General features: G+C 66.5%; 23 protein-coding genes. 10 read left to right on the forward strand and 13 right to left on the reverse strand.

Translation table 11 applies throughout. From position 1 onward, the window contains the following. Positions 1 to 51: 51 nt before the first annotated feature. Positions 52 to 957: a hypothetical protein gene (locus ACFTSF_RS06725; protein ID WP_380152861.1), complete on the forward strand. Its 906-nt coding sequence runs from the start codon at positions 52 to 54 to the stop codon at positions 955 to 957. Here ACFTSF_RS06725 and ACFTSF_RS06730 read toward each other — a convergent pair. Both ACFTSF_RS06730 and ACFTSF_RS06735 read right to left on the reverse strand, forming a co-directional pair. After that, the gene (locus ACFTSF_RS06730) at positions 923 to 1,366 is read right to left on the reverse strand and encodes a hypothetical protein (protein WP_380152862.1); all 444 of its coding nucleotides are present in this window, start codon (positions 1,364 to 1,366) and stop codon (positions 923 to 925) included. The two genes, ACFTSF_RS06725 and ACFTSF_RS06730, sit on opposite strands and share 35 nt — an antisense overlap. Before the next feature lie 73 nt (positions 1,367 to 1,439). Further along, a complete protein-coding gene (locus ACFTSF_RS06735) occupies positions 1,440 to 1,814 on the reverse strand; it encodes a VOC family protein (RefSeq protein WP_380152863.1) in 375 nt (124 codons plus the stop codon). A 54-nt stretch (positions 1,815 to 1,868) separates the two neighbouring features. Here ACFTSF_RS06735 and ACFTSF_RS06740 point away from each other — a divergent pair, with 54 nt between their 5' ends. After that, complete coding sequence (locus tag ACFTSF_RS06740) at positions 1,869 to 2,804, forward strand: helix-turn-helix transcriptional regulator (RefSeq protein WP_380152864.1); 936 nt, start codon at positions 1,869 to 1,871, stop codon at positions 2,802 to 2,804. On the opposite strand, the gene ACFTSF_RS06745 is transcribed toward ACFTSF_RS06740, so the two are convergent. Both ACFTSF_RS06745 and ACFTSF_RS06750 read right to left on the reverse strand, forming a co-directional pair. Further along, positions 2,798 to 4,087 (reverse strand): family 43 glycosylhydrolase, encoded by a 1,290-nt coding sequence (locus tag ACFTSF_RS06745; protein ID WP_380152865.1) that lies wholly within the window; start codon positions 4,085 to 4,087, stop codon positions 2,798 to 2,800. The genes ACFTSF_RS06740 and ACFTSF_RS06745 overlap by 7 nt on opposite strands. Positions 4,088 to 4,159: 72 nt before the next feature. Beyond that, on the reverse strand, positions 4,160 to 5,536 hold the full coding sequence (locus tag ACFTSF_RS06750) for a condensation domain-containing protein (RefSeq protein ID WP_380152866.1): 1,377 nt from the start codon (positions 5,534 to 5,536) through the stop codon (positions 4,160 to 4,162). A gap of 612 nt (positions 5,537 to 6,148) precedes the next feature. Here ACFTSF_RS06750 and ACFTSF_RS06755 point away from each other — a divergent pair. Both ACFTSF_RS06755 and ACFTSF_RS06760 read left to right on the forward strand, forming a co-directional pair. Further along, positions 6,149 to 8,977, forward strand: coding sequence for a BTAD domain-containing putative transcriptional regulator (locus ACFTSF_RS06755; protein ID WP_380152867.1), 2,829 nt, complete (start codon positions 6,149 to 6,151; stop codon positions 8,975 to 8,977). Positions 8,978 to 8,996: 19 nt separating this feature from the next. Beyond that, positions 8,997 to 9,398, forward strand: a complete 402-nt coding sequence (locus tag ACFTSF_RS06760; protein ID WP_380152868.1) for a hypothetical protein — start codon at positions 8,997 to 8,999, stop codon at positions 9,396 to 9,398. Between the two features lie 64 nt (positions 9,399 to 9,462). Here the strand turns inward: ACFTSF_RS06760 and ACFTSF_RS06765 are convergent, their stop codons facing one another. The 6 genes from ACFTSF_RS06765 to ACFTSF_RS06790 all read right to left on the reverse strand — a co-directional run bounded on the left by ACFTSF_RS06765 (position 9,463) and on the right by ACFTSF_RS06790 (position 13,863). Further along, positions 9,463 to 9,693, reverse strand: a complete 231-nt coding sequence (locus ACFTSF_RS06765; protein WP_380152869.1) for a hypothetical protein — start codon at positions 9,691 to 9,693, stop codon at positions 9,463 to 9,465. Positions 9,694 to 9,987: 294 nt separating this feature from the next. Next, positions 9,988 to 10,905, reverse strand: coding sequence for a hypothetical protein (locus ACFTSF_RS06770; RefSeq protein ID WP_380152870.1), 918 nt, complete (start codon positions 10,903 to 10,905; stop codon positions 9,988 to 9,990). 159 nt (positions 10,906 to 11,064) lie between these two features. Next, positions 11,065 to 11,481 (reverse strand): hypothetical protein, encoded by a 417-nt coding sequence (locus ACFTSF_RS06775; RefSeq protein WP_380152872.1) that lies wholly within the window; start codon positions 11,479 to 11,481, stop codon positions 11,065 to 11,067. 43 nt (positions 11,482 to 11,524) lie between these two features. After that, positions 11,525 to 12,460, reverse strand: a complete 936-nt coding sequence (locus ACFTSF_RS06780) for an SDR family oxidoreductase (RefSeq protein ID WP_380152873.1) — start codon at positions 12,458 to 12,460, stop codon at positions 11,525 to 11,527. 27 nt (positions 12,461 to 12,487) lie between these two features. Then, positions 12,488 to 13,111, reverse strand: a complete 624-nt coding sequence (locus ACFTSF_RS06785; protein WP_380152874.1) for an NADPH-dependent F420 reductase — start codon at positions 13,109 to 13,111, stop codon at positions 12,488 to 12,490. 17 nt (positions 13,112 to 13,128) lie between these two features. Continuing rightward, positions 13,129 to 13,863: an SDR family NAD(P)-dependent oxidoreductase gene (locus tag ACFTSF_RS06790; RefSeq protein ID WP_380152875.1), complete on the reverse strand. Its 735-nt coding sequence runs from the start codon at positions 13,861 to 13,863 to the stop codon at positions 13,129 to 13,131. Between the two features lie 131 nt (positions 13,864 to 13,994). Here ACFTSF_RS06790 and ACFTSF_RS06795 point away from each other — a divergent pair, with 131 nt between their 5' ends. Beyond that, positions 13,995 to 14,879 (forward strand): LysR family transcriptional regulator, encoded by an 885-nt coding sequence (locus tag ACFTSF_RS06795; RefSeq protein WP_380152876.1) that lies wholly within the window; start codon positions 13,995 to 13,997, stop codon positions 14,877 to 14,879. A gap of 43 nt (positions 14,880 to 14,922) precedes the next feature. Here the strand turns inward: ACFTSF_RS06795 and ACFTSF_RS06800 are convergent, their stop codons facing one another. After that, entirely contained in the window at positions 14,923 to 15,414 is a 492-nt protein-coding gene (locus tag ACFTSF_RS06800; protein ID WP_380152877.1) for a DoxX family protein, read from the reverse strand. Between the two features lie 217 nt (positions 15,415 to 15,631). Here ACFTSF_RS06800 and ACFTSF_RS06805 point away from each other — a divergent pair, with 217 nt between their 5' ends. From ACFTSF_RS06805 to ACFTSF_RS06815, 3 genes are all read left to right on the forward strand, one after another. Then, positions 15,632 to 16,294 (forward strand): hypothetical protein, encoded by a 663-nt coding sequence (locus tag ACFTSF_RS06805; RefSeq protein WP_380152878.1) that lies wholly within the window; start codon positions 15,632 to 15,634, stop codon positions 16,292 to 16,294. Beyond that, positions 16,291 to 17,109, forward strand: a complete 819-nt coding sequence (locus tag ACFTSF_RS06810) for a hypothetical protein (protein ID WP_380152879.1) — start codon at positions 16,291 to 16,293, stop codon at positions 17,107 to 17,109. Before ACFTSF_RS06805 ends, ACFTSF_RS06810 begins: the two co-directional genes overlap by 4 nt. Before the next feature lie 81 nt (positions 17,110 to 17,190). After that, entirely contained in the window at positions 17,191 to 17,574 is a 384-nt protein-coding gene (locus ACFTSF_RS06815) for a hypothetical protein (protein WP_380152880.1), read from the forward strand. A gap of 19 nt (positions 17,575 to 17,593) precedes the next feature. Here ACFTSF_RS06815 and ACFTSF_RS06820 read toward each other — a convergent pair whose 3' ends face one another. Continuing rightward, entirely contained in the window at positions 17,594 to 17,965 is a 372-nt protein-coding gene (locus tag ACFTSF_RS06820; RefSeq protein WP_380152881.1) for a peptidase inhibitor family I36 protein, read from the reverse strand. Positions 17,966 to 18,295: 330 nt separating this feature from the next. Beyond that, on the reverse strand, positions 18,296 to 18,889 hold the full coding sequence (locus tag ACFTSF_RS06825; RefSeq protein ID WP_380152882.1) for a TetR family transcriptional regulator: 594 nt from the start codon (positions 18,887 to 18,889) through the stop codon (positions 18,296 to 18,298). A 97-nt stretch (positions 18,890 to 18,986) separates the two neighbouring features. Between ACFTSF_RS06825 and ACFTSF_RS06830 the strand changes: the two genes are divergently transcribed. Both ACFTSF_RS06830 and ACFTSF_RS06835 read left to right on the forward strand, forming a co-directional pair. Continuing rightward, positions 18,987 to 20,123, forward strand: coding sequence for an FAD-dependent oxidoreductase (locus ACFTSF_RS06830; RefSeq protein ID WP_380152883.1), 1,137 nt, complete (start codon positions 18,987 to 18,989; stop codon positions 20,121 to 20,123). Further along, positions 20,120 to 20,737: a DUF3159 domain-containing protein gene (locus tag ACFTSF_RS06835; protein ID WP_380152884.1), complete on the forward strand. Its 618-nt coding sequence runs from the start codon at positions 20,120 to 20,122 to the stop codon at positions 20,735 to 20,737. The genes ACFTSF_RS06830 and ACFTSF_RS06835 overlap by 4 nt, the downstream gene beginning before the upstream one ends.

Here is a 20,737-nt window from a genome sequence, read left to right on the forward strand (position 1 = left end):
GTGCTTTCTAGGGTCGGCGGTCAAGCTGATTACTAGAGAAGGACTTGTGTCTTGCGTAAAACCATCTTGTCTGTCGCGGTGGCGTTCGTCGTCGCCGCGACTGGGCTTGTTGTTCTGAGTTCGTCGTCTGGGGCCGCTGTGGGTGACGTGCCCGATGACTGTGCGGTTGCTACGGCGGCTTATCGGTCTGATGGGCAGCGGCTTGGGTATCGGTATGAGCGGAACCATGACTCGCCGGCTCAGGTGTTGGCGATCGAGGGGGACAGGTTGCCTTGGGTGCCGACGTCGGTCACGCTGGGGAACCGGTGGGGTGGGGGCGGCGACAGCTTCAATCGGCTGGAGTTTGCCGTACATCCGACTGACGGCTATGTGTATGAGTTGGATCGCGCAGCCGAGCGGGGTGACGACCATGTGTGGCGGATGACCAAGAACACGGCCAAGCGGCTGACTGGTGGGTTCGCCGGCACGCGGATCATCGCCTATGCGTATCCCTACCTCTATCAGGTGAAAGGCACCGCGCTCTATCGGTACACGTTGACCTCGGAGGGGCTGACTAGTCGGGTGAAGGTGCCCGGTACGGCGTGGGACACGGTCAAGACGCTGGTTTACGAGCGCACGGGCGGAACCGACGCCGTACCGGTGCATGTGTTGATCGGCACCAAGACCAACGGGGAACTGAAGGAGTGGCGGATCAAGGCGACTATCGCCCCGCCCACGAGCATCCCCTCGTCGGTATTGCGGTCGACCGGTTGGGGCTCGTTCACCAGCCTCTCCACCGGCGTCTGCGAGACCCACCTCAGCGGGCGGGCGCTGCTCGGGATCACGCAGACCGGGGAGGTCTCCGTGTACTTCGATGCCAGCGCCAAGGACTGGGATGGCAGCGACATCAAGGGCGGCTCCCTCGGGGACCTCAACTGGACTGCTAAGGCGTACGGTCAGACGGGCGCCGGGATGTGACAGACGGTTTCCAGGCCAGGGCCAGCACGGCGAGCGGCCAGATGACGCTCACGTAGGAGTAGCCCTCCAGGACCCTCGACCAGGTGACCGAGTCGCCGTGCAGGTGTTCCAGGTGGAAGAGACTGTGCGGTACGGCGAAGGCCAGGTAGGCGACCAGTGCGACGAGGACCAGCCTGCGCTCCATCCAGATGGTCGCGGCCGCGAGCATGACGCCGAGCCCGAGGGTGGCGCCGCCGAAGTCGCGGAAGAGATGCTCGCTGTACGGCGGCGTCCAGTCGACCGTTGGAACTTCGTTGTAGAAGTTCTCGGGGAAGAAGGTCGTCCACACCCCGAGGGTGAGTTCGAACGCCGCCAGCACGAGCAGGCTCAATCGGACGAGCACCCAGCGCGCGGCAGGAATTGTCGACATGTTGTTCTCCTTTGAGGTCACCAAATCCAGACACCCCGCCCCCGCCGACCTGTGACATCGCCCGCATCCTGACTCAGTTGGCGGGTGGTGTGAACAGGTTGACCAGGTTGCCATCCGGGTCGCGAAGTAGCACCGACCGATTGCCCCACGGCATCGTGGTCGGCGGCTGGACGAACTCCAGGTCGTGCAGCCGGGCGAACTCGGCGTCGACGTCCGGCACCTGGAACTCCAGGAACGCCGAGTGGTTGGCAGCCGGGCGAACGACGTCCGCGCCGTACAGCTGATCTGTCAGTTGGCTGCTCGAGATCGCGAGGGTGCCCGCGGTCGTCCGGAACTCCGCGAACACCGGGGCCGGTCGGCTCGCGGTCAGCCCGGTGACCTGTTCGTAGAAGGCGGTCAGCCGGTCGACGTCCTGCGTGACGATGCGGACCGAAGCAAAAGTTGTCATGCTTGCGACGGTAGCTCGAATACCGGACAGCATCCGCCCGGTATTCTGAAAATCATGACGAGGCCGACATCTCGCGTGCTTGCGCTGCTGGAACTCCTGCAGGGCGGTGGCACCCGTCGCGTCGCGGACCTGGCCGACCGACTGGGCGTCGACGAGCGCACGGTACGGCGGTATGCCGAGCACCTGGCCGACCTGGACATCCCGGTCCGCTCGGTCCGAGGCCGGTACGGCGGCTATCGGCTCGAACCGGGGTTCCGGATGCCGCCGCTGATGCTGACCGACGATGAAGCGGTCGCCGTCGCGATCGGCCTCGTGGTCGGCGGCCGGGCCGGACTGGTACCGGAGTCCACCGCATCGGACAGCGCGCTGTCCAAACTCCGCCGAGTGCTCCCGGTACGCATCGCGGACCGCCTCGGCGCGCTGCTCACCACCGCGTCCTTCACCGCTCCCCAGCGATCAGCCGAGCCCACCGACACCGGTGTGCTGCTCACGATCGCCGAGGCGGCACGGGATCAACGGGCGCTCGAGATCACTTACACCGATCGCCGCGGACAACTCACCAGACGGACCATCGCGCCGTACGGCGTTGTCGGTCACGCCGGCCGCTGGTACGTCGCCACCCCCGACCGCACCTTCCGCCTGGACCGGATCGCCGAGGCATCGTTGCTGGCAGCAACCACTGAGCAGGTTCCGGGCGATCCGGCCCGCGCGGTCCTGGAGTCCTTGGCGAAGACCCCATGGACCTACGCCGTCTCGGTCCGAGTGCAGGGCACCGAGGACCAGGTACGGCGGCGGATCCCGCTCGGCCTGGCCGTCGTGACCCCGCTGGACGCAGACGAGGTGCGAGTCGAGCTCCGGGCAGAACGGCTCGACTGGGTACCCGCACTACTTGCCGGTCTGGACCGGCCGTTCGTGATCGAGCAGCCCGCTGAGCTGCTCGATCACGTGGCTGAGTTGGCGAATCGGTTGACCACCTGGGCTTCTCACTGAACTTCGAGGTAGTCGACTTCGGTGAAGGCGGTGCCTTTGGTCAGACGGATGGTGTTCCAGCCGGCTTTTAGGGTTACGGGTGCTGAGGACTGTTTCCAGTTGTCCCAGCCGGTGACCGGGTAGCTGACTTGGCCCTGGTTGGTGCCGTTGACAACTAGTCCGTGAGTGGCGGTCGTCGCCGAGCCGTTGGCGTAGGCGACGTGCACGGTGTAGCTGCCTGCCACGGGTGCGAAGACCGAGTTCTGTGTCCAGGAGTCGGCGAAGTCGATGTGGGCGACGACCTTGCCACCCGATGCGCCGGCGGCGTTCGACCGTACGTCGCAATGGTTGCGGGTACCGCTTTCCGCCTCGTACCGGACGCGGCTGCCGCGGACGACCGGATAGTCGTTCGCCCAGCCGAGGTCGGCGACGTACACCTGTCGAGCGCCATTTACCCAGCCGTGCAGGAACACCTTGTCCTGCACGAAGTCTGCGCCGCCGGGGCCGCAGACGTGGTCGTCGAACGTTGCCGTGGTCATCAGTGGTCGGGACGCCGTGGTCCACGGGCCAGTCAGACTGGTCGCGGTTGCGTACGACGTCAGGTAGTTGCAGCCCGTGTAGCTGCCGCCGGAGAAGAACAGCACGTACCGGCTACCGCGCTGAACCAGGTCGGGCGCCTCGATGATCCCGGTGGACGTCAGGAGCGCGGTGTTCCCGCCGGAGAGCTTCGTGCCGTTGTTCGTCGTACGGGTCAGCCAGAGTGTCGACGGCTTTGAGACGGCATTGCCGTCGTTCTTCCAGACCAGGTAGCGGGAACCGTTCGTGTCGACGAAGGTGTTCGCGTCGATCGCGCCGCCGAGGTCGAGCGGGCAGATCAGCGGCTGGTCGCCGACCGGCGTGAACGGGCCGAGCGGAGAGGACGCCGTCGCGGCACCGATGCATTCGCGACCGGATGCTTTGTGCCAGGCGGTGTAGGTGAGGGTGTAGCTGCCGTCCGGGTTCGGATGGACGTCCGGGGCCCAGGTCCGGCCCGGCTGGGCCCAGGCGCTGGACGGTCCGCCCGGCATCGCGTTGCCGCGAACGGTCCACGGACCTCGCGCACTCGGTGCCGTGGCCACTGGGACGTGGCCGCGACTGCCGTTCGTCGCGTACGCGTACCAAGTCCCGTTCTGCTGGAAGACGTCCGGATCCGGGAAGTTCTCCCCGATGATCACCGAAGGGAACACGGCAGCCGTTGTCGCGGCCTGCACCGGCAGTGGAAAGAAGACAGCCAAGCTGAGCACGACCGCAAGAACTCGTCGCATCGGGCACTCCTCAGGTTGGGGCGGGAACCTGCAGGAGCTACCTTTCCATCGATTCACCCAGAAGGCGAGAGCTCAGTTCCCTGCGGTGATCATCACGTCGCGGAGCCGTTCGACGTACAGGCGCATGCTCTTGTACGCCGCGTCCGTGTCGGGGTACCGGCAGGCGAACTGCAGGCCCTCGTGGACTCGGCTGATCCACACGCACACCTGATCGCCGTACGAGACCCGGATCAGGCCGTAGGCCTTCAGTTCCTGCCACCGCTCGGACCCCGCGACACCGCGGCCGTCGGCGAACGAGACGATCGAGTAGAGGTCGGGAGACGTGGGGCGGAAGTCGGTGCCGAGGAGCTGGAGGATGCGGGCGACAGGTACTCGCGACATCGGCCGGTTCTTGCGGAGTTCGGTGCGGACCGAGTCGAGCGCGGTGTCGAAATCCGTTGCCTCGGACACCGGAATCTCGAGCGGCGCACCACCGACGTACCAGCCGACCGATTCGGACAACTCCGACTTGACTCGCGTGTGGAACGGGGCGACGGTGCGATAGACCTCTTGGCCGGTCAGCTCGCGGACGATGAGGGCGGTGGCTGCGAGCACGCCGACCAGGCTCCCGCCGTACGGGCGGCAGTGTTTCTCGAATGCGGCCGCATCGGCGTCGTTCACCAGCATCTCGTGCAGGAACTTCTGGGTCGGCAGTGGGCCTTCGGGGTCCAGGCCGAGGTCGAGAGGGAAGTTCGGGAGTTTGCCGTCGCAGTTCGCGACGAACTCGCGCCAGCGATCGACGATCGGGTGGTTCGCGTCGATCTCATCAGCCTTCGTGCGTTCGGCGGCGCTGAAGTCGACGTAGCTGGCGACCGGTACGGCGTTCTCCGTTCGTCCTTCGAGGCCGGCTGCGTAGAGTTCGTGGATCTCGGTGGGGATGCGGTAGATCGAGTACGCGTCGACGTTGCTGTGATCGAAGGCGAGGTAGACGCTCGTGCTGTCGTCTCGGACGACCGCTGTGTAGATGAAGTTCGGCCAGCTCAGCGCGTCCGCCGCTACGTCGAACCTGTCTTGCAGGTACTGCGTCAGTACCTCGGCGTCGGGGAAGTTGCCGGCGTCTTCACGATGCAGTACCAGGGAGTCGGCCTCCAACGTGAACCGCTGCATCTGCCCGTCGACGGCGCGGAAGCCGCTGCGCATCGTCTCGTGCCGCAGCGTCCAAAGACGAAGAGCTTCTTCGAGTACGTCGAGGTTGATCGGGCCCGGGATATCGAAGGCCGTGCCCAGCCAGGTCGGTACGAACAGACCGCCGTCGCGCACCGACCGCGCGGTCTGCACGTGGGACTCCTGGACATAGCTCGGCGGACGCGAGTCCTCCGGCAGCGCCGCCGCGGCCTCGATGGCCATCGGGTGAACAGTCCACTCCACCAGGTGGCCGGGGAGAATCTCGCAACGCTGGATATCGGTCATGCGCATAGGTGTACTCCGGTTCGCAGGGGGCGTCGAAACATGAGTAGGGCAAGGGAAAGTGGCCGCGGACTGCCGGAAGTGCGGAAGCACGTCCCAGCCCGATCGGACGTCAACAACCCTTGGGGGAGACGCGGACGCAGGTCAAGTGAAACTGGAAAAACCTACGGTGATCTCACAAGCTGATTGCCCTGGGCCCCCATAACCGCTGGAGGATGAGGGCTGGGAAGATGGTGCTGACCGCGGTGGTGAGGGGTGTTCAGCTCGCGCGGACGCCGGCGTCGCGCGGCCCGCCGGCGCGGAAATGGTTGCGGTGGTTGTCAAGGCCTCTCACCCATGAGCCGGTACGACGTTGTGCACGGGTCAGCCATTTGCGCGATCGGAAGGTGGTTGAGGGGTGCTCAAGGTGCGCTGGCCGGGGCGACTTTGAGCACGGTTCAACCGCTTCGGTGGGGGTCGGATGGTCGGTGGGTGCTCAAGGTGATGGCAGGCTCGCGGTTGGGCGACGCGGTGGCTGGGGTGGATGGCGAGGCCGGTGACCGCGGCTCGGGCTAACCGGCCTGGAGGGCGTTGGTAGATTTGGGGGTGCGCATGGGGCTCTGGGGGAGGACGCGCATGGGGTCAGCTGTGGACGGCACGTTCGAGGTGCTCATCCTCGGCCCGACCCTGCTTCGCGTGCGCGGCACGCAGGTCCGCGTCGACCGGCCGTTGCAGCGAGCGCTGTTGGTGCGACTTGCGATGGCCCGCGGTCATGGGGTGCCGGATGAGGTACTGGCCGGGGCGGTGTGGGGCGAGGTCGAGAAGCCGCGGGAGCGACTGCGGGTCCTGGCGCATCGGCTGCGGCGCTCGCTCGGCGACTACGCGAGGCTCGTGCACCGCACCGAGAACGGCTACGCCCTCACCGGCAGCGGACCGGCTGATCTGATCAAGGTCGAGCAGTTGCTGCCTTCGGTGGAGGCTGCGCGTCGGGACCAGGATTACGGTGCGGTGAGTACCGCGGCGGCCGATGCGCTCGCGCTGTGGCGTGGTCCGGCTCTGGCCGATCTGCGCGACACGCCCTTCGGCGCCGTCGAGGCGGCGCGCCTGGACGACCTGTTCATCGATCTGCAGACGAACCGGCTCGAAGCCGAGCTGGCCCGTGGCGCCGTCGTGGTCACCGAGGCTGACCAGCTCGCACGGCAGAATCCGCTGAACGAACGCCTGGTCGGGTTGGCCGTGATCGCGCTGTACCGGGCTGGTCGGCAGGCCGAGGCGCTGACTCGGATCGCGACTCTGCGGACTGCTCTGGCCGACCAGCTCGGCATCGACCCGTCCCGCGAAACCATCGACCTCGAGCTGAAACTCCTGCGCCAGGATCCCTCGCTGTTACCACCTGTCCAGCCGCCAGCAGTCGCCGTACGGGCCGGTGCCCATCGCGCCGCAACACCGACGCCCGGGGCACCGACGCCCGCAACGCCGGCGGCCGCACCATTGATGGCTGGCGCTTCGCGGGCTGGTATGTCGATGGTTGGGCGGGACGGCGATCTCGCGGTCCTGCTGGATCGGCTGAGCGGACCTGTCGTGATCACGCTGACCGGTGGTCCCGGGGTGGGGAAGACGCGGCTGGCCAAGGAGGTTTCGGCGGCTGTCAGTGGGTCGGGCAGAGCGGCGTACTGGCTGGATCTCACCGCGATCACCACGCCAGACGCGATATTGCCCAGCCTCGCCTCACTGACAGGGGTCGACGCCGGCGCGGACGGGTTGTTGTCGCGTTGTATCGAGAAGCTCGCCGGCGGTCTGCTGGTCCTCGACAACGCCGAGCACCTGGTCGAGCCTGTCGGGACACTGCTGTCCGGGTTCGGCGATCAAGAGGTCTCGATCCTGGTGACGTCCCAGCAGCCGGTTCGGGTCGTCGGCGAGCAAGTGCACCCCATCGGACCCCTCGACCGCGAGGCCGCCGCTCGCCTGTTCCGGGAGCGCAGTCGGCTGCCACCCGACAGCCAGACACAGCTGATCGACGAGATCTGCACTGCCGTCGACCGGCTGCCGCTGGCTATCGAGCTCGCGGCCGGTCTGACGCGGACGATGACCGTCGAGCAGTTGGCGCTGCGGATCGAGGACCGGCTGCGGTTGCTTGTCGGCGGCATGCGCTCGGCCGGTCGACGCCATACCAGCCTGCGTCGGGCGATCGACTGGAGCAGCTCGCTCCTCGATCCGATCGGTCGCGAAGTCCTGTACCGCGTCGCCGTCTTCGTCGGCGGTTTCACCCTCGACGCCGCCGAACAGGTCGTGTACGGCGATCCGGATCCCGTGGACCTGAAGGCGATTCTGGCCGACCTCTGCGAGCGGAGCCTGGTCACGATCGAGTCCGGTGACCGCTTCGTTCTGTTGCAGAGCATCCGGGATTACGCCCTAGAGCAGTTGCATGCCACCGGCAACGAATCCGCGGTTCGCGGTCGACACGCGACCTGGTGCGCCGAGCTCGCCGCGCGGACCTTCCGCGACGGCGGCCCCGACCACGAGCTGGTGGTCGCCGAGCTGAACAGCGAAGCAGGCAACCTGCGATCGGCCATTGAATGGGCCTTGCGTACTCCGGGCGAGGCTGGTCGCGTCCTTGAGATCGCGGCGCCCACAGGTTGGTACTGGATGGGCCACGGCCTGATCGCCGAAAGCCGCGACTGGCTGCGCCGAGCCCTCGATGCCGAGGACGGGTCGCCGACCGAGACCCGAGCCGCTGCGCTCCGGGCCGCGGCCTCGCTCACCCGCAACAACGGAGACCCGGCCGGCGCCCGCCTGCTCGGCGACGAGGCACTCCGCATCTACCGACACCTCGACGACCTGCCCGGCATCATCTCCGCGCTGATCGGACTCTGCTTCACCAACCTGACCCTGGGCGACCTGGACATCGCAGCCCAGCAAGGGCAGGAGGCCATCACTCTCGCCGAGCCGACCGGAAACGCCAGGCTGCTCGGTACCGCGCTCAATGTCACGGGCGGAGTGCTCCACCGGCTCGGCCGGACCGCCGAGGCGGAGCAGGCATATATCGACGCCTGCGAGCTCTGGCGCAGCGCTGACGAACAGCGCGGCCTGGCCGGCACTCTCAGTAACCTGGGCCAGCTCTACCTGCAGATGGGAGACCTGGCCGCCTCGCGAGAGCGATCCCTGGAGGCCCTGCGGATCTACCGCGAGGTCGACCTGACCGACGTCATGTGGGACTGCTTCGATCACCTCGCCGCCTGCGAGCTTGCGCTGGGCAACCACCAGCAGGCCTTGCGATTGGTGACAGCGGCCGAGGCCCAACGGGTCAGGGCCGGCACTCCACTACTGATCTCCGACGAAATCGAATCCAGAGACGCCGTCGAACAGACCGCCCGTGCCGCACTAGGCCCCGCAGCCGAAGCAATAGCCGCCAAAGCCCACGACGAACCGATCACCGACCTGGTCGCCGAACTGCTCCGCGGGTGACGCTCTATCGTTGGGCGGCATGAGCTACCAGCAACAGCCGCCGCAGCCTCCGATGGGAATGCTGCACCTGACCATCCAGGGCAGCGTCATGACCAGCAGCATGATCCCGCCGACCGTCCACCTGAACGGCCACCCGGTGCGCGTGAAGTACGGCGAGAACGCCATCCCGGTCTTCGCCGGCCCACTGCACATCGACGTTCACTCCCAGTGGATGCGCCGCTTCGGTCAAGCCGCCCTCGACTGCACTGTGCAGCCGAACCAGGCGGTCCCGGTCTTCTACGCGTCGCCGTACCACCAGTTCACCACCGGAAGCATCGGCCACAGCAAGGTGAAGCGAAAAGGCCTCGGCTTCTTCGTAGGCCTGATGGCCGTAGTCCTCGTCGTAGCCGTACTGGTGGTCCTAGGCGCAGCCCTGGGCTAACCACCCACGAGAAAGCGTCGGTCCGGCGACCCCACGGACCGACGCCGTACGGCGGTGTTGCGAGTTATCCCTCGGCGTATTCCGACGCCATCACGTGCACCGAGCCGTCACCGAGACCGGCGATCGCCACGTCCCTTGCCGCGAGCGCCCCGGGCATGAGGGTGAATCCGGTTGCCGACCCATCGGCGTACCGGATCTCGTGGTGCAGCTGGTGACCGGTCCGCGCGGAGGCAACGATCTGAGTGCTTCGGTCCCACCCTTTGGTGATCGAGATTCGGTCGGCCTTGAAGTTCAAGGGCGTCCAGGGGGTCCAGGTTCCGTTGGGGTTCCGCTGACTGTGGTAGACCTCGCCCGAGTTCGGGTCGGTGGCGACGACCTGGGAGCTGCCGTCGGCCAGACCTGCGATCGAAATCTGGCCCGCGGCGAACCACGAGGCCCCGCCGTACCCAGGTAGTCGCGCCCAACCCGTCCATGAGCCGTTCGGGGCGCGGTTGTAGAGGAGGGTGGCCTGGTTCCAGCTGACGTCGCCGATCTTCCCCCACCCACTCCAGGTGCCGTCTCCGTACCGTGCCGAGTGGTAGATCCCGTTTCACCGGGCCGGCTCGGCCAGGATGTCGATCAGTTGCGCGAAGCTCGCATCACCCTCGAGCTTCATCCGCTGGATCAGCTGGGTGAGATTGGCGCGGACGCCCGGCGCGCTGAGGAGCGTCGCCACCTCTCGCAGCTTTCCTTGCTCGGTTCGCTGAAAGTCGTATCCGAAGCTGTTGAGTGTCGCCATCAGCACCAGGTGCGCACAGACCAGTCGCTGGTAGCGGAGGCGGCCATCCTTTGCCTGCATACCATCGAAGAACCGGAAGACATCGACGTACGGGTGCTCCTGGTGGTCGATCGCCGTCGTGAACTGCCGAAGGCTGAGCACCTTGCCGTCCTCGAAGAAGGAGTCGGCCATGGAGGCGAGTGAGTCCTTGAAGAAGTGATCCTTTGCTTCCTCGTTGTTGTAAGGCACCTGATCGAACAGCGAAGCCATTCGCCAGACCAGCGCATTGAGCTTGACGGCCTTCAGGAAGTTGAAGTCGTCGTCACTCGCAACACTCGCGTCGATGAAAAGCGCCTCCCGCTCCAGCACCCGCCCGGTCCCGAGCGCGAGGAGGAGACGATAGGCAAAGGTCTTCGGGTAGTACGCGAGCTCGCCGACGTACTTCCCTTTCATCTCGAGCCAACCCCGCTGCTCGTTGACATGGAAGTTCTGCATCCGCCCGCTCAAGGCCTCGGCCGACTCCAGGAACGCTCCCTTGTGCCGGCCGATGTGGTCCTTGAGGGCCTTTCGCTGCTCGAACCGGTACGCCAGATCCAGCTTCCGATTCTCCAATCGGCGATCGAACGCGTACTTGACCGACGGAGCGATCAGCACAGTCGCGATCGTGGTCACCAGCGCAACGACCAGTGAGACCAGTGCAGCAGCGACGGCGGGCTGCATTCCGTTGAACCAGCCGTAAACAGCACTCATCGCATCTCACTTCTTCCGCCGACCGACATAGCCGGAGAGTACTGAGAGCCATGTCCCGCCACCACGCCCAATCGGCGTGGCGAGAGGCTGCCATCCTCGAATTCAGCGCCGGGTGCTGCCGTCGAATCTGGCCACGCCACCCTGGCGCCCGACGGTAGTTCATGCCCCGATTCCGGTGGTGTGCCAGCTCACCTCCCACCGCTGACGGTCGGTCAGGATCGCGTAGTCCACCGCGGTGTCGCTTCGCGGTCCGGCTCGGACGATGTGCAGCGGTCGCCCGTCGGGCAGTAGGTCGTGGTACTCGGCTGGCTCGGGCGCGTGACCGCACAGGACCACCGAGGCGTTGGCCTTGGTGAGCATGCGGAGCGAGGCATCACGCTCGGCAGCAGTCAGATTGCCGTCGTACGTCGGGTGTGCGGGCCAGAAGGTGTTCCACGGATTGCCCGGCATGCCGTGGCACACGTACACGCCGTCGGTGAGCACGAACTCCTCGGGCAACGACCGCAGCCAGCCGAGTTCGTCCGCCGCCAGCGCCCGCGCGTTTCCTTCAGTGTCCGAGATGAGTCCGATCCTCATGCCCCGACAACGCCCGCCTGGTGCTCATCGTGCCCGCCGGCCGTCAGGGGCCGGGGAAGTAGTGACCGTTGTCCAGGTCGGCGAGCAGGGTGGGGTGAGCGGGTTGCCAGTTGAGGGTTTGGCGGGTGAGGTGGTTGGACGCGGGGTAGGTCTGCGTGACTATGTTCGCCAGGAATCCGAAGTAGCCCGGCAGCATCAGTTCGTCCAAGGGGATGCTCACGGTGGGGACGCCTAGGCGGTTGCCGATGGCCTTGGTGAGCTTGTGGAGGGGGATGCCCTCGTCGTTGACGGCGTGCCAGTAGGTGCCGGCTGGGCCCCTCTCTAGAGCCAGGCGGAACAGGGTTGCGACATCGCGGATGTGTACGGCGTTCCACAGGTTCTCGCCGTCTCCGGGGTAGCCGGCGAAGCCCTTCTGCTTGGCGAGTGCGATGAGCGTGGGGAGGAAGCCTGAGCGATCGGTGGTGCTGTGTGCGATGTTGGCGATCCGCACGACCGATGAGCGCACTCCTTGGTCGGCTAGGTCGATGACGGCGGTTTCGACGATGTTGCGGGCTCGGAGGGTGCCTTTGTGTTCATCGCCGACGGGGAGGGCCGGGTCCTGCTCGGTGGCCGGTCGGCCCAACTGGCCTGGTGAGCCGATACTGCCCGCCACGACCAGCGGCTTCCCGGTTCCGGCGAGAGCCTCGCCGTACGCGTGCATGATCGGGAGCTCCGCGCCGGCTACGGCGTCCATACCGCCGGACGGGAGCAGGTCTTGCCGGTGCGCGACGTGGATGACGCCGTCGGAGTCTGCGGCTGCCTCCTTGAGGCCGTCGAGATCCTCGAGGTCGCCGCGACGCACCTTTGCGCCGAGTGCGGACAGTGCTGCCGCAGCTGTGTCCGACCGGGCCAGGCCGGTGACCTCGTGGCCGGCGGCGACTAGCTCCGGGACGATGTACGAACCGGAATGGCCGGTCCCGCCGGTGACGAAAACGCGCATGCTACTTGCTCCTTTCGAGATCGGGGTTCAGCCGGTGAATTCGTTGACGCCGAGAGCGAAGTCCCAATGGCCGACTCCGTTGCCGGCGAGGCCCATGGTGATTAGGCCCATTCCTTCCAGCCAATGCGCCATTTTCAGGTCGCCGACGTCTAGCGGGCGCAGGCCGAGACTTTCGACGAATGCCGCTACGCGCGCCTTGGCCCGGGGATCGTCACCGGCGAGAAATACGTTGGGCCGGCCCTTCTCCAGGACATTTCGGAAGATGGTGTTGAAGGCTTTCACCACGCTGGCGTCGGCGGGGGCGACCTTGGCGGCTTCCTGCGCGATCGAGGTCTGCTCGCTGTGGGCCAATCCGTCGAAGGTGGCATTGAACGGGTTGCTGATATCGACGATGACCTTGCCCGCGAGGGCGTCTCCGTACTCGGCGACGACCGGCACGACACCGGCGTACAAGAGGGCTGTGATGACGATGTCCCCGGCCGGTACGGCGCCCCACTTGCCCGCCGTCGCGCCGTTGCCCAGAGCCCCGGCCAGGGCATCGGCCTTGGACTGATCGCGTCCCACGACCTCGACGGTGTTGCCGCCCGCGACCGCGAGTGTGCCGATGGCGCGGGCCATGTTCCCGGTGCCGATGAGGGTGATGCTGCTCATGAGGTGCTCTCTTCCAACTAGATGGCAGTGGTGCCGCCGTCGGCGACCAGTTCCAGGCCGTTGACGTAACTGGAGTCGTCGGACGCGAGGAACAGAGCCACGGTGGCGATCTCTTCAGGGCGGCCCATCGCTCCGCGCGGGATGAGGGACTCGAAGACGGCCTTGGTGGCCTCGTCGAACAGCTCTTCCTGTTTGGCGGTGGCGACCTGGCCAGGAGTCAGGACGTTGACCCGGATGTTGCGATCGCGCAGTTCGTTGAGCCAGACGCGGGCCCAGGCTTGCTGGACGGCCTTGCTTCCCGCATAGAGGCTCCAGCCGGGGAAGGCGCCGAGGGAGGCGTTCGATCCGGTCATCAGGATCGAGCCGTTGTCGTTGAGCAGCGGCAATGCCTTCTGCACGGTGAACAGGGTGCCGCGCGCGTTGAGCCAGAAGGCGCGGTGGAACTGCTCCTCGGTGATATCGCCGAGTACGGCGGGTTCGCCCATGCCGGCGCTGGCCCACAGCACGTCGATCGAACCCGCTTCCCGCCGGACGACGTCGTACAAACGGTCCAGGTCGTCGAGGTCGGCCGCATCACCCTGAACGGCGGTCACGTTGCGGCCGATCAGTTTGACGGCGTCGTCCAGTGCCTCTTGTCGCCGAGCCTGGATAAACACGTGCGCGCCTTCTTCGACAAACAGTTTGGCGCCGGCCAGCGCCATACCGGTCGATCCGCCGGTGATCACCGCGATTTTTCCGTCGAGCTTTCCCACGATCACTCCGTTGCATTGACAAGGCAGAATTCACTCTGCTCAATAAACGATGCCATCGGCGTGAAGTTGATGTCCAAGACCCTTTTCAGCCGTGGTGATACCTTGGAGGCATCGCCGGACGGGGAGGCTTCATGGATCTCGACCTGCGCAAGGTGCGCTACTTCGTCACTGTCGCCAATCGGCTGCACTTCGGCCGCGCCGCCGACGAGCTGCACATCGCGCAGCCGGCGCTCAGCCGGCAGATCCGCGCATTGGAGAAGGATCTCGGCGCCACGCTCTTCACCAGAGACAGCCATGGCGTAGCCCTGACCGACGCAGGCCGGCAACTGCTGGACGACGCCGGCCCACTGCTCGCCTCCGCGCACGCAGTACGGCGTCGCCTGTCCGTGGCCGCTCGCGGCAGCCAGCGTTTGGTGGTCGGCTTCCGGGCCGGCATCCCGGTCATCCCGGCGATGCGGGAGTTCGAGGCCCAGCACCCGGACGTGGTTGTCGACGTACAGCGAATGGAGTGGGACGACCAGGCACTGATGCTGCTCGACGGCCGCGTCGACGTCGGCTATGTGCGGCTGCCCATCGACGAGACCGGCCTGCGCCTGAGCCCGCTGTACACCGAGCCGCTTCTGGTCGCGTTGCCCGTCGGCCACCGATTGGCAGGCAAGGAGGAGGTGACCCAGGCCGACCTGGCCGGTGAACCGCTGGTCTGGCATGCCGACGCGAGCACCCAGCCCACCAGGCGCCCGCATCCCGACTCCGGGCTCCGGGTGCGCGGGGTGGACGAGAAGCTCGAGCACGTCGCGGCCGGCCGTGGCATCTCATTCGTGGGGCGCTCGGAGACCTTGTTCTATTCACGTCCGGACATCAGCTACGTGCCCGTCCCCGATCTGGCGCCCGGCCAGGTGCTCGTGGCGATGGCGGCGTCGCGGACTTCGCCGTTGGCCGACGACTTCTTCGCCGCCGTACAAGCGACAGCCGAGCTCACCGCAGAATGCGGGAACTACGAGGCTTTCCGAGACTAAAGCTTGCGACCCACGACTGCGTGGGTCGCAAGCCCTCCTACGGTCACGCAGCTTTGATCAGATCGGATCGGGTCGGCTGCCCGTCGTACTGGGATCGGTTGAAGGCGCTGCAGGCGATCACCAGGGCGGCGGCTGCGAGCACGATGTCCTTCAGGACGTACTGCCCCTCGATCGTCGGAGTCCCGCCGGGGAACAGGTCGCTGAAGAACAACACCAGCGGCGCCATGATTCCGCCGAGCGACACCGCGAGCACGAGCAGCCCGGTCCGGAGCAGCCGGCCCGTGATCAGGGTGAGCCCGATGAAGCACTCCAACGCGGCCGTCATCAGTACGGCGTTGCGCCCTTCGACGACGCCGAAGGTGAGCGCGTCGACGGTCCGTGCCACCAGCGCCTCCGCCGGGCTCGCCCCGGGAAAGAACTTGAGGACGCCGAAGCCGAAGAAGATCAGCCCGAGGCTGACCCGCAGGATGTCGACGTTGTGCCGGCTCAGCCAGCCGAGGGTCTTGGTCAGTCGGGTGTCGAGCGAGGTGCTCATGGTGGGTTCTCCTGTCGCTGTGGTGTGGCACCAGCCTCCCCGCGACCACCCGCCCACCGCGTCGCCTCGGCGGCTGCACCCGCCGTACCGCTTCTGCAGTACCGATCAGGGTCATCACCTAGTCGCTGCGGGGTACACGATGACAAATCGGTGACTACGCAAGGTTCAAATGATCGATCCATAGACTCACGCACAGTAGCTGCGTAGCATCGCGCAGATGTGGGGAACCAGGGGTGGGAACCGAACATTCGGGGTGGGTCTGTTGGCCGGAGCGCTGCTGCTGGCCGCCGGATGCGGGGGAGCAGCTGAAGGCAGTGGTCAACCAACGGCCACCGTCACCGTGACGACAACGGTCGAGGCGCCGTCGCCGTCGTCGCCGCCGACCGAGGCACCGTCGACGCCGGTGGTGAGCGACGACTCGAGCGAACCGACCGACTCGGCGACGCCGGTCGCGCTGGCCGCGGATGTCGCCGGGCGACCGTTGGTGCTGAGCAATATCTTCAAGTATCCCGACGGCTGGAAGGACGGCCGGTACGACGTTGCCGACCGCAAACAGGCGACCGGTATCGGCGGCACCCTGTCCGCTTGCGGGTACGACGAGACGCTGGAACTGCGATTGGCGAACAACTTCGGCCGGTTGAAGCTGGAGTTCGGCCAGAGCAATTCGTCGGAGAGCTCCGACCTTGAGTTGGTGGTCCGGATCGACACCAACGGCCAGTACCGGGATCAGAAGAGTGTGAAGCTCAACCAGATCGCCGCCATCGACCTGCCGGTACCGAAGGTCAACGCGCTGAAGATCATCGTTTCGCTGAAGAACACTGCGGCGTGCGGATCCAGCGGCGCCGTCGAGGCGGTGCTGATGAACATGGTCCTGTCTTGACCGACCCGGACGGCCCGGAGGTGCAGCCACCTCCGGGCAACCGGTCCGCCACGCTGTTCCGGCATCTTCATCGCTTCAAGGACCACCCGGTCATCACGACGCTGGTGGTGATCGGTGAGATCGCGGGACTGGTCGCGCTGGTCGTCGGCCTGATCAAGTGGGTGCTCCCCAATGATCCGGCCACGGCCGAGCTCCCTACCGTGACCGTCAGTACGTCGAGCACCCCGCCGCCGACCTCTTCGAGTACGCCGGTGTCCTCGCCTGCTGCAGAGCCGGGCTGTTGGACCTCACGTCGTACGGCGATCGACTGCCGCGAGCCGCACCGATACGAAGAGATCCCGCAGGCGGCGACCTGCGATTACGCCGTCGTGATCGACTTCCTCGGCGGCCAGGTCGGCCTGGACATCACGGTCGCGAAGGTCGCGCAGTTGTCCGCCGGACGGTGCTCGGTCGACGCCGGCCGGGACGTCAGCGGATCGGCACGCGATGCGCTGCAGGGCCCGACCAGCGCAGCCTGGCGACGTTGCGTCGACCGACGGGTCACCAAGAACGTGCCCTGCTCCGCCTTACACAGCGGCGAGTACGTCGGCACCGGCAGCACGCGCCGTGCGACCGACCCCGAGTGCCAGCTGGCGGCCGCCAAGTACCTCGACCAGGTGCCAGGAGCGCTCGTCGAGGATCTCGAGGTCAGAGTCTTCGCCGTCGCGAGCGGAACCAAGGACCCGGCCCGCTGCATCATCGATGCCCGAGGCAACCACCTCCTGACCACCTCGGTCCACAACCTGGGCACCCGCCCAGTCCCAATCCTCTCGTAGCCAAGCCGCTGACCGCTTGGTGCCAGCGCAGGCCGACCGCGCCGATCCCGTCCTACCGTGAATCGCGAGGAGGGGATCACCATGGCAATCAAGAGATTCAACCCACCACCGAACTGGCCTCCGCCCCCGGACCCGCAGTGGGAGCCGGGTCCAGGCTGGCAACCGGACCCGCGCTGGGGGCCGCCGCCACCCGGTTGGAAGCTCTACACACCGACCAATCCGTTCGGCCGCGGTTTCGGACTCGCCTATGCCACCGTCGTGGTTCTCTTCTTCGCCCTGTACTTCCTGGTCGACGACATGGAGGTCTCGTCCGCCTACTGCGTCGGCAGCGCGATGATCGCGGCTCCAGCGGCCGCCATCCTCGGCCGCATCAGCAGCTTCCGCTGGGCCTGGTGGTTGTACGTCATCGCAGTCGTGGTCATCACCCCGTTCGCCGGCGAATTCGTCCTACTCCAGCAGCGTTAGCTCTGACAGACCCACCGAGTCAGCCGCGGACGAACCAGACCGAGGAGGCCTTGTTCAGCAGGTTCTTCGGGACGTTGCCCTTGATGCCTGCCTTGTAGACGACCCCGGTACCGCGGTAGTTCGCGTCGTTCATCAACGCCCACTCCCACTTCTGGCGGTTCCAGGCGCTTTCGACGTTGTTGTTCATCCCGCGCGGGCCGATGCGGTCGGCGAGGTTCGCGTCACTCTTGCTGTAGATCGCGATGACCCCCGACCCGTTCGGGCCGGTGAAGGCGCAGAAGCGGTTGGCCGGGCAGCGGTTGTAGCCGGTCGCGGCGTTGGCGGGGATCGTACTGAGGGCGGCAACGGAGCCGATTGCGGCCGCCATGGCGATGGCTCTGACGATCTTCACTCAGGAACTCCAGTTCGGATAGCTGGCAGAAGTTCGACCGTAGCGGGCCGGAGACCACCTGAACACGAAGCCGATCCACTTCAAGGCGAGATTGCAGCTTTTGACATCGATCTGGTTGCCGAGGGCACTTACCGCCGGTACGGCGAGGGCCGCGGCTTCGACGCGGTTGGCGCGATCGCGGTTGTGGGCAGACGCGACGCCGGCCACGGGTAGTCGGGCGCGGGCGGTAGCCCGCAGGAGGGAGAAGGGTGGGCGGGTGCGCGCGTAGCTGGCGCGACGTAGGAGTGACTGCGTAGCACGCGGGGAAGGGTGCGCCGCCGTACGAGGGATTTAGTCGGTGAGGCAGCGGTTGATGATTGGGCCGAACCAGGCCGCTAGGTCGTCGACGGTGGCGGAGGCGATGGGTTCGAGTTTGACGATGTATCTCGACACGGTGAGGCCGAGGATCTGGACGTTCACCATGCCGGCTCGGGCTTGGGCGTCTGGTGTGTCGATCAGGTCGGCCAGGCGACTGGTGATTTCGCGGTCGATGTACTCGCGCACTAGTGACTCGGACTGGTCGGCGGGTGGGCCGAAGCGGGTCAGTAGGCCTAGGGGGGTGCGGTCGGAGTTGTCGACGTTGGTGATGAGGGTTCGGACGATGCGTTCGCCGATGCCGTCGAGGCCTTCGGTGAAGATCGATTCGATCGCTGGGGGGACGGCGGCGGACATGTCGACGGCGGCGCCGAAGAGGCCCTGTTTGGTGCCGAAGAAGTAGAAGACCATCGCCGGGTCGACGCCTGCCTCGGCGGCGACGGCGCGGACGGTGGTGCCGGCGTAGCCGTGGCGGAGGAACTGGGTGCGGGCGGTGTCGAGGATCCGCTGTTTGCTCTCCGCTCCGGAACGCCAGCGGCCGGGGCGGCCGGAAGGGGTCGGCTCCGTCATGACCCTGAGCGTACCCCAAGATTCTTCATCGCTTGGTGGAGTTTCGGCGATTCGCCCGCTACGGTTTCTCCATCAGTGATGAAGAAAGGGTGTCGGGATGCGGGTGATGGTGGTGGGAGCGGGGCTCGGCGGGCTGACCCTGGCTCAGGGTTTACGCCGGGCCGGGATCGACGTGGCCGTGTACGAGCGCGATGGAGCAGACGGGCGTCCGCAGGGTGTCAGCCTCCATTTCGACGACCGGGGAGCCGCGGCGCTGCGCGCCTGCCTGCCGCCGGCTCACCTCGCCATGGCGGAGGCCACCATGGGCGCACCCCGCGGACAGGCGTTGGCCCTGAGTGAAGTGGATGGCGAGCTCGTTGTCGTGGGCAACCGAGTGCTCGACGGTACGGCGGGCCGCGTGCGGCCGGGTCGTCAGGTCAGCCGGCGGTTGCTGCGTGTCGTGTTGCTGGCGGGTCTTGAGGACGTCGTGCGGTTCGGGGCGAAGTTCACGCATTTTGAGCAGCGGCCCGATGGGACTGTGCAGGCGTGGTTCGCCGACGGCAGCACGGACACGGCGGATGTCCTGGTCGGTGCGGACGGGATCGGTTCCGGTGTGCGGTGGCAGTACCTGCCGCAGGTCCAGGTGTACGACACAGGCAAGCGCATGCTGATGGGTGCGTCACCGCTGCGGGATGTGGCGGATACAGGTCTACCTGACTTGATCGGCGACAACCCAGCCAGCGCTCAGATCGGCACCACGATGATGGCGATGGGAGCGCTGCGATTCCAAAAGTCGCCGCGCGCCGCCCGTGATAGGTGGTTGCCTGACCTGCGATCCAGCGCAATCGATGACGCAGAAGACTTCCTGATGTGGGCGGTGCCAGTCACCCAAGACCGGCTCGGCGTCGCCACGACGCCGGCCGCGATCTGGCGCCGTACACAAGAGATTGCGGCAGACCTCCCCGCGACGTTGCGGGCTGTCGTCGATTGCGCCTGGCCTGACGTCACGGTCGCGCTTCGGATCGGCATGATCCCGCCGGTGCCGGCGTGGCCGAGCAGTCAGGTGACAGTCATCGGCGACGCGATCCACGCGGCCCCGGGGTTCGGCGGCAATCTGGCAATGCAGGACGCACACCTCCTTCGTGACGCCTTGGTCGAAGTGGCGCAGGGGAGGAGCGAACTGCTGACCGCGATCAGTGAGTTCGAGGACGCCGTACGGCGGATCAACGCTCCGGCTCTGGAGCCGCGCGCATGAGTTTCGCCATGGTGACGAGCAAATCGCTCTCACTCTTCGGCGCGATGGGTGGATGGCGGACGGTCATCGAAGCCGTGGTGTCCCGGGCGCTGTTCTTCGTCGTCTACCTGCTGACGGACGACGTACTGGTGTCGGCGGCGGTGGCCGTTGGCGGTGTGCTGGTGCTCGCGGTACTGCGGGTGCGGACCGACGGGAAGTACTGGCAGGCAGGCGTAGCCCTTGGTGTGGTTGGGTTTTCAGCGCTTCTGGCCGGGACAACCGGGCAAGGGGCGAACTTCTACCTACCGGATCTCGTGCGGGCCGCGGCGATGGGCACGGCGTTCCTGCTATCCATGCTGGTTCGATTCCCGCTGATCGGGATCGTCGTCGGAGTCGCACTCGGCGAACGCCTCGCTTGGCGAAAGAACCGTTGCCAGCAGCAACGCTATCAACTGTGCACCGGGGTGTTCGTGGTCAAGTCCGCCATCATCCTCGCGCTGTTGGGGCCGCTCTACCACGCCGGCAACGTCGCACCGCTCGGCGTCGCTGCCACCTTGCTGGGTGCACCTGCAACCGGCCTCGCCCTCTATTTCTGCTGGCGAATCTTGCGCGTTCACGATGAAAGGACTGGTTGA

Source organism: Kribbella sp. NPDC056951, assembly GCF_042674205.1.
Classification (GTDB): domain Bacteria; phylum Actinomycetota; class Actinomycetes; order Propionibacteriales; family Kribbellaceae; genus Kribbella; species Kribbella yunnanensis.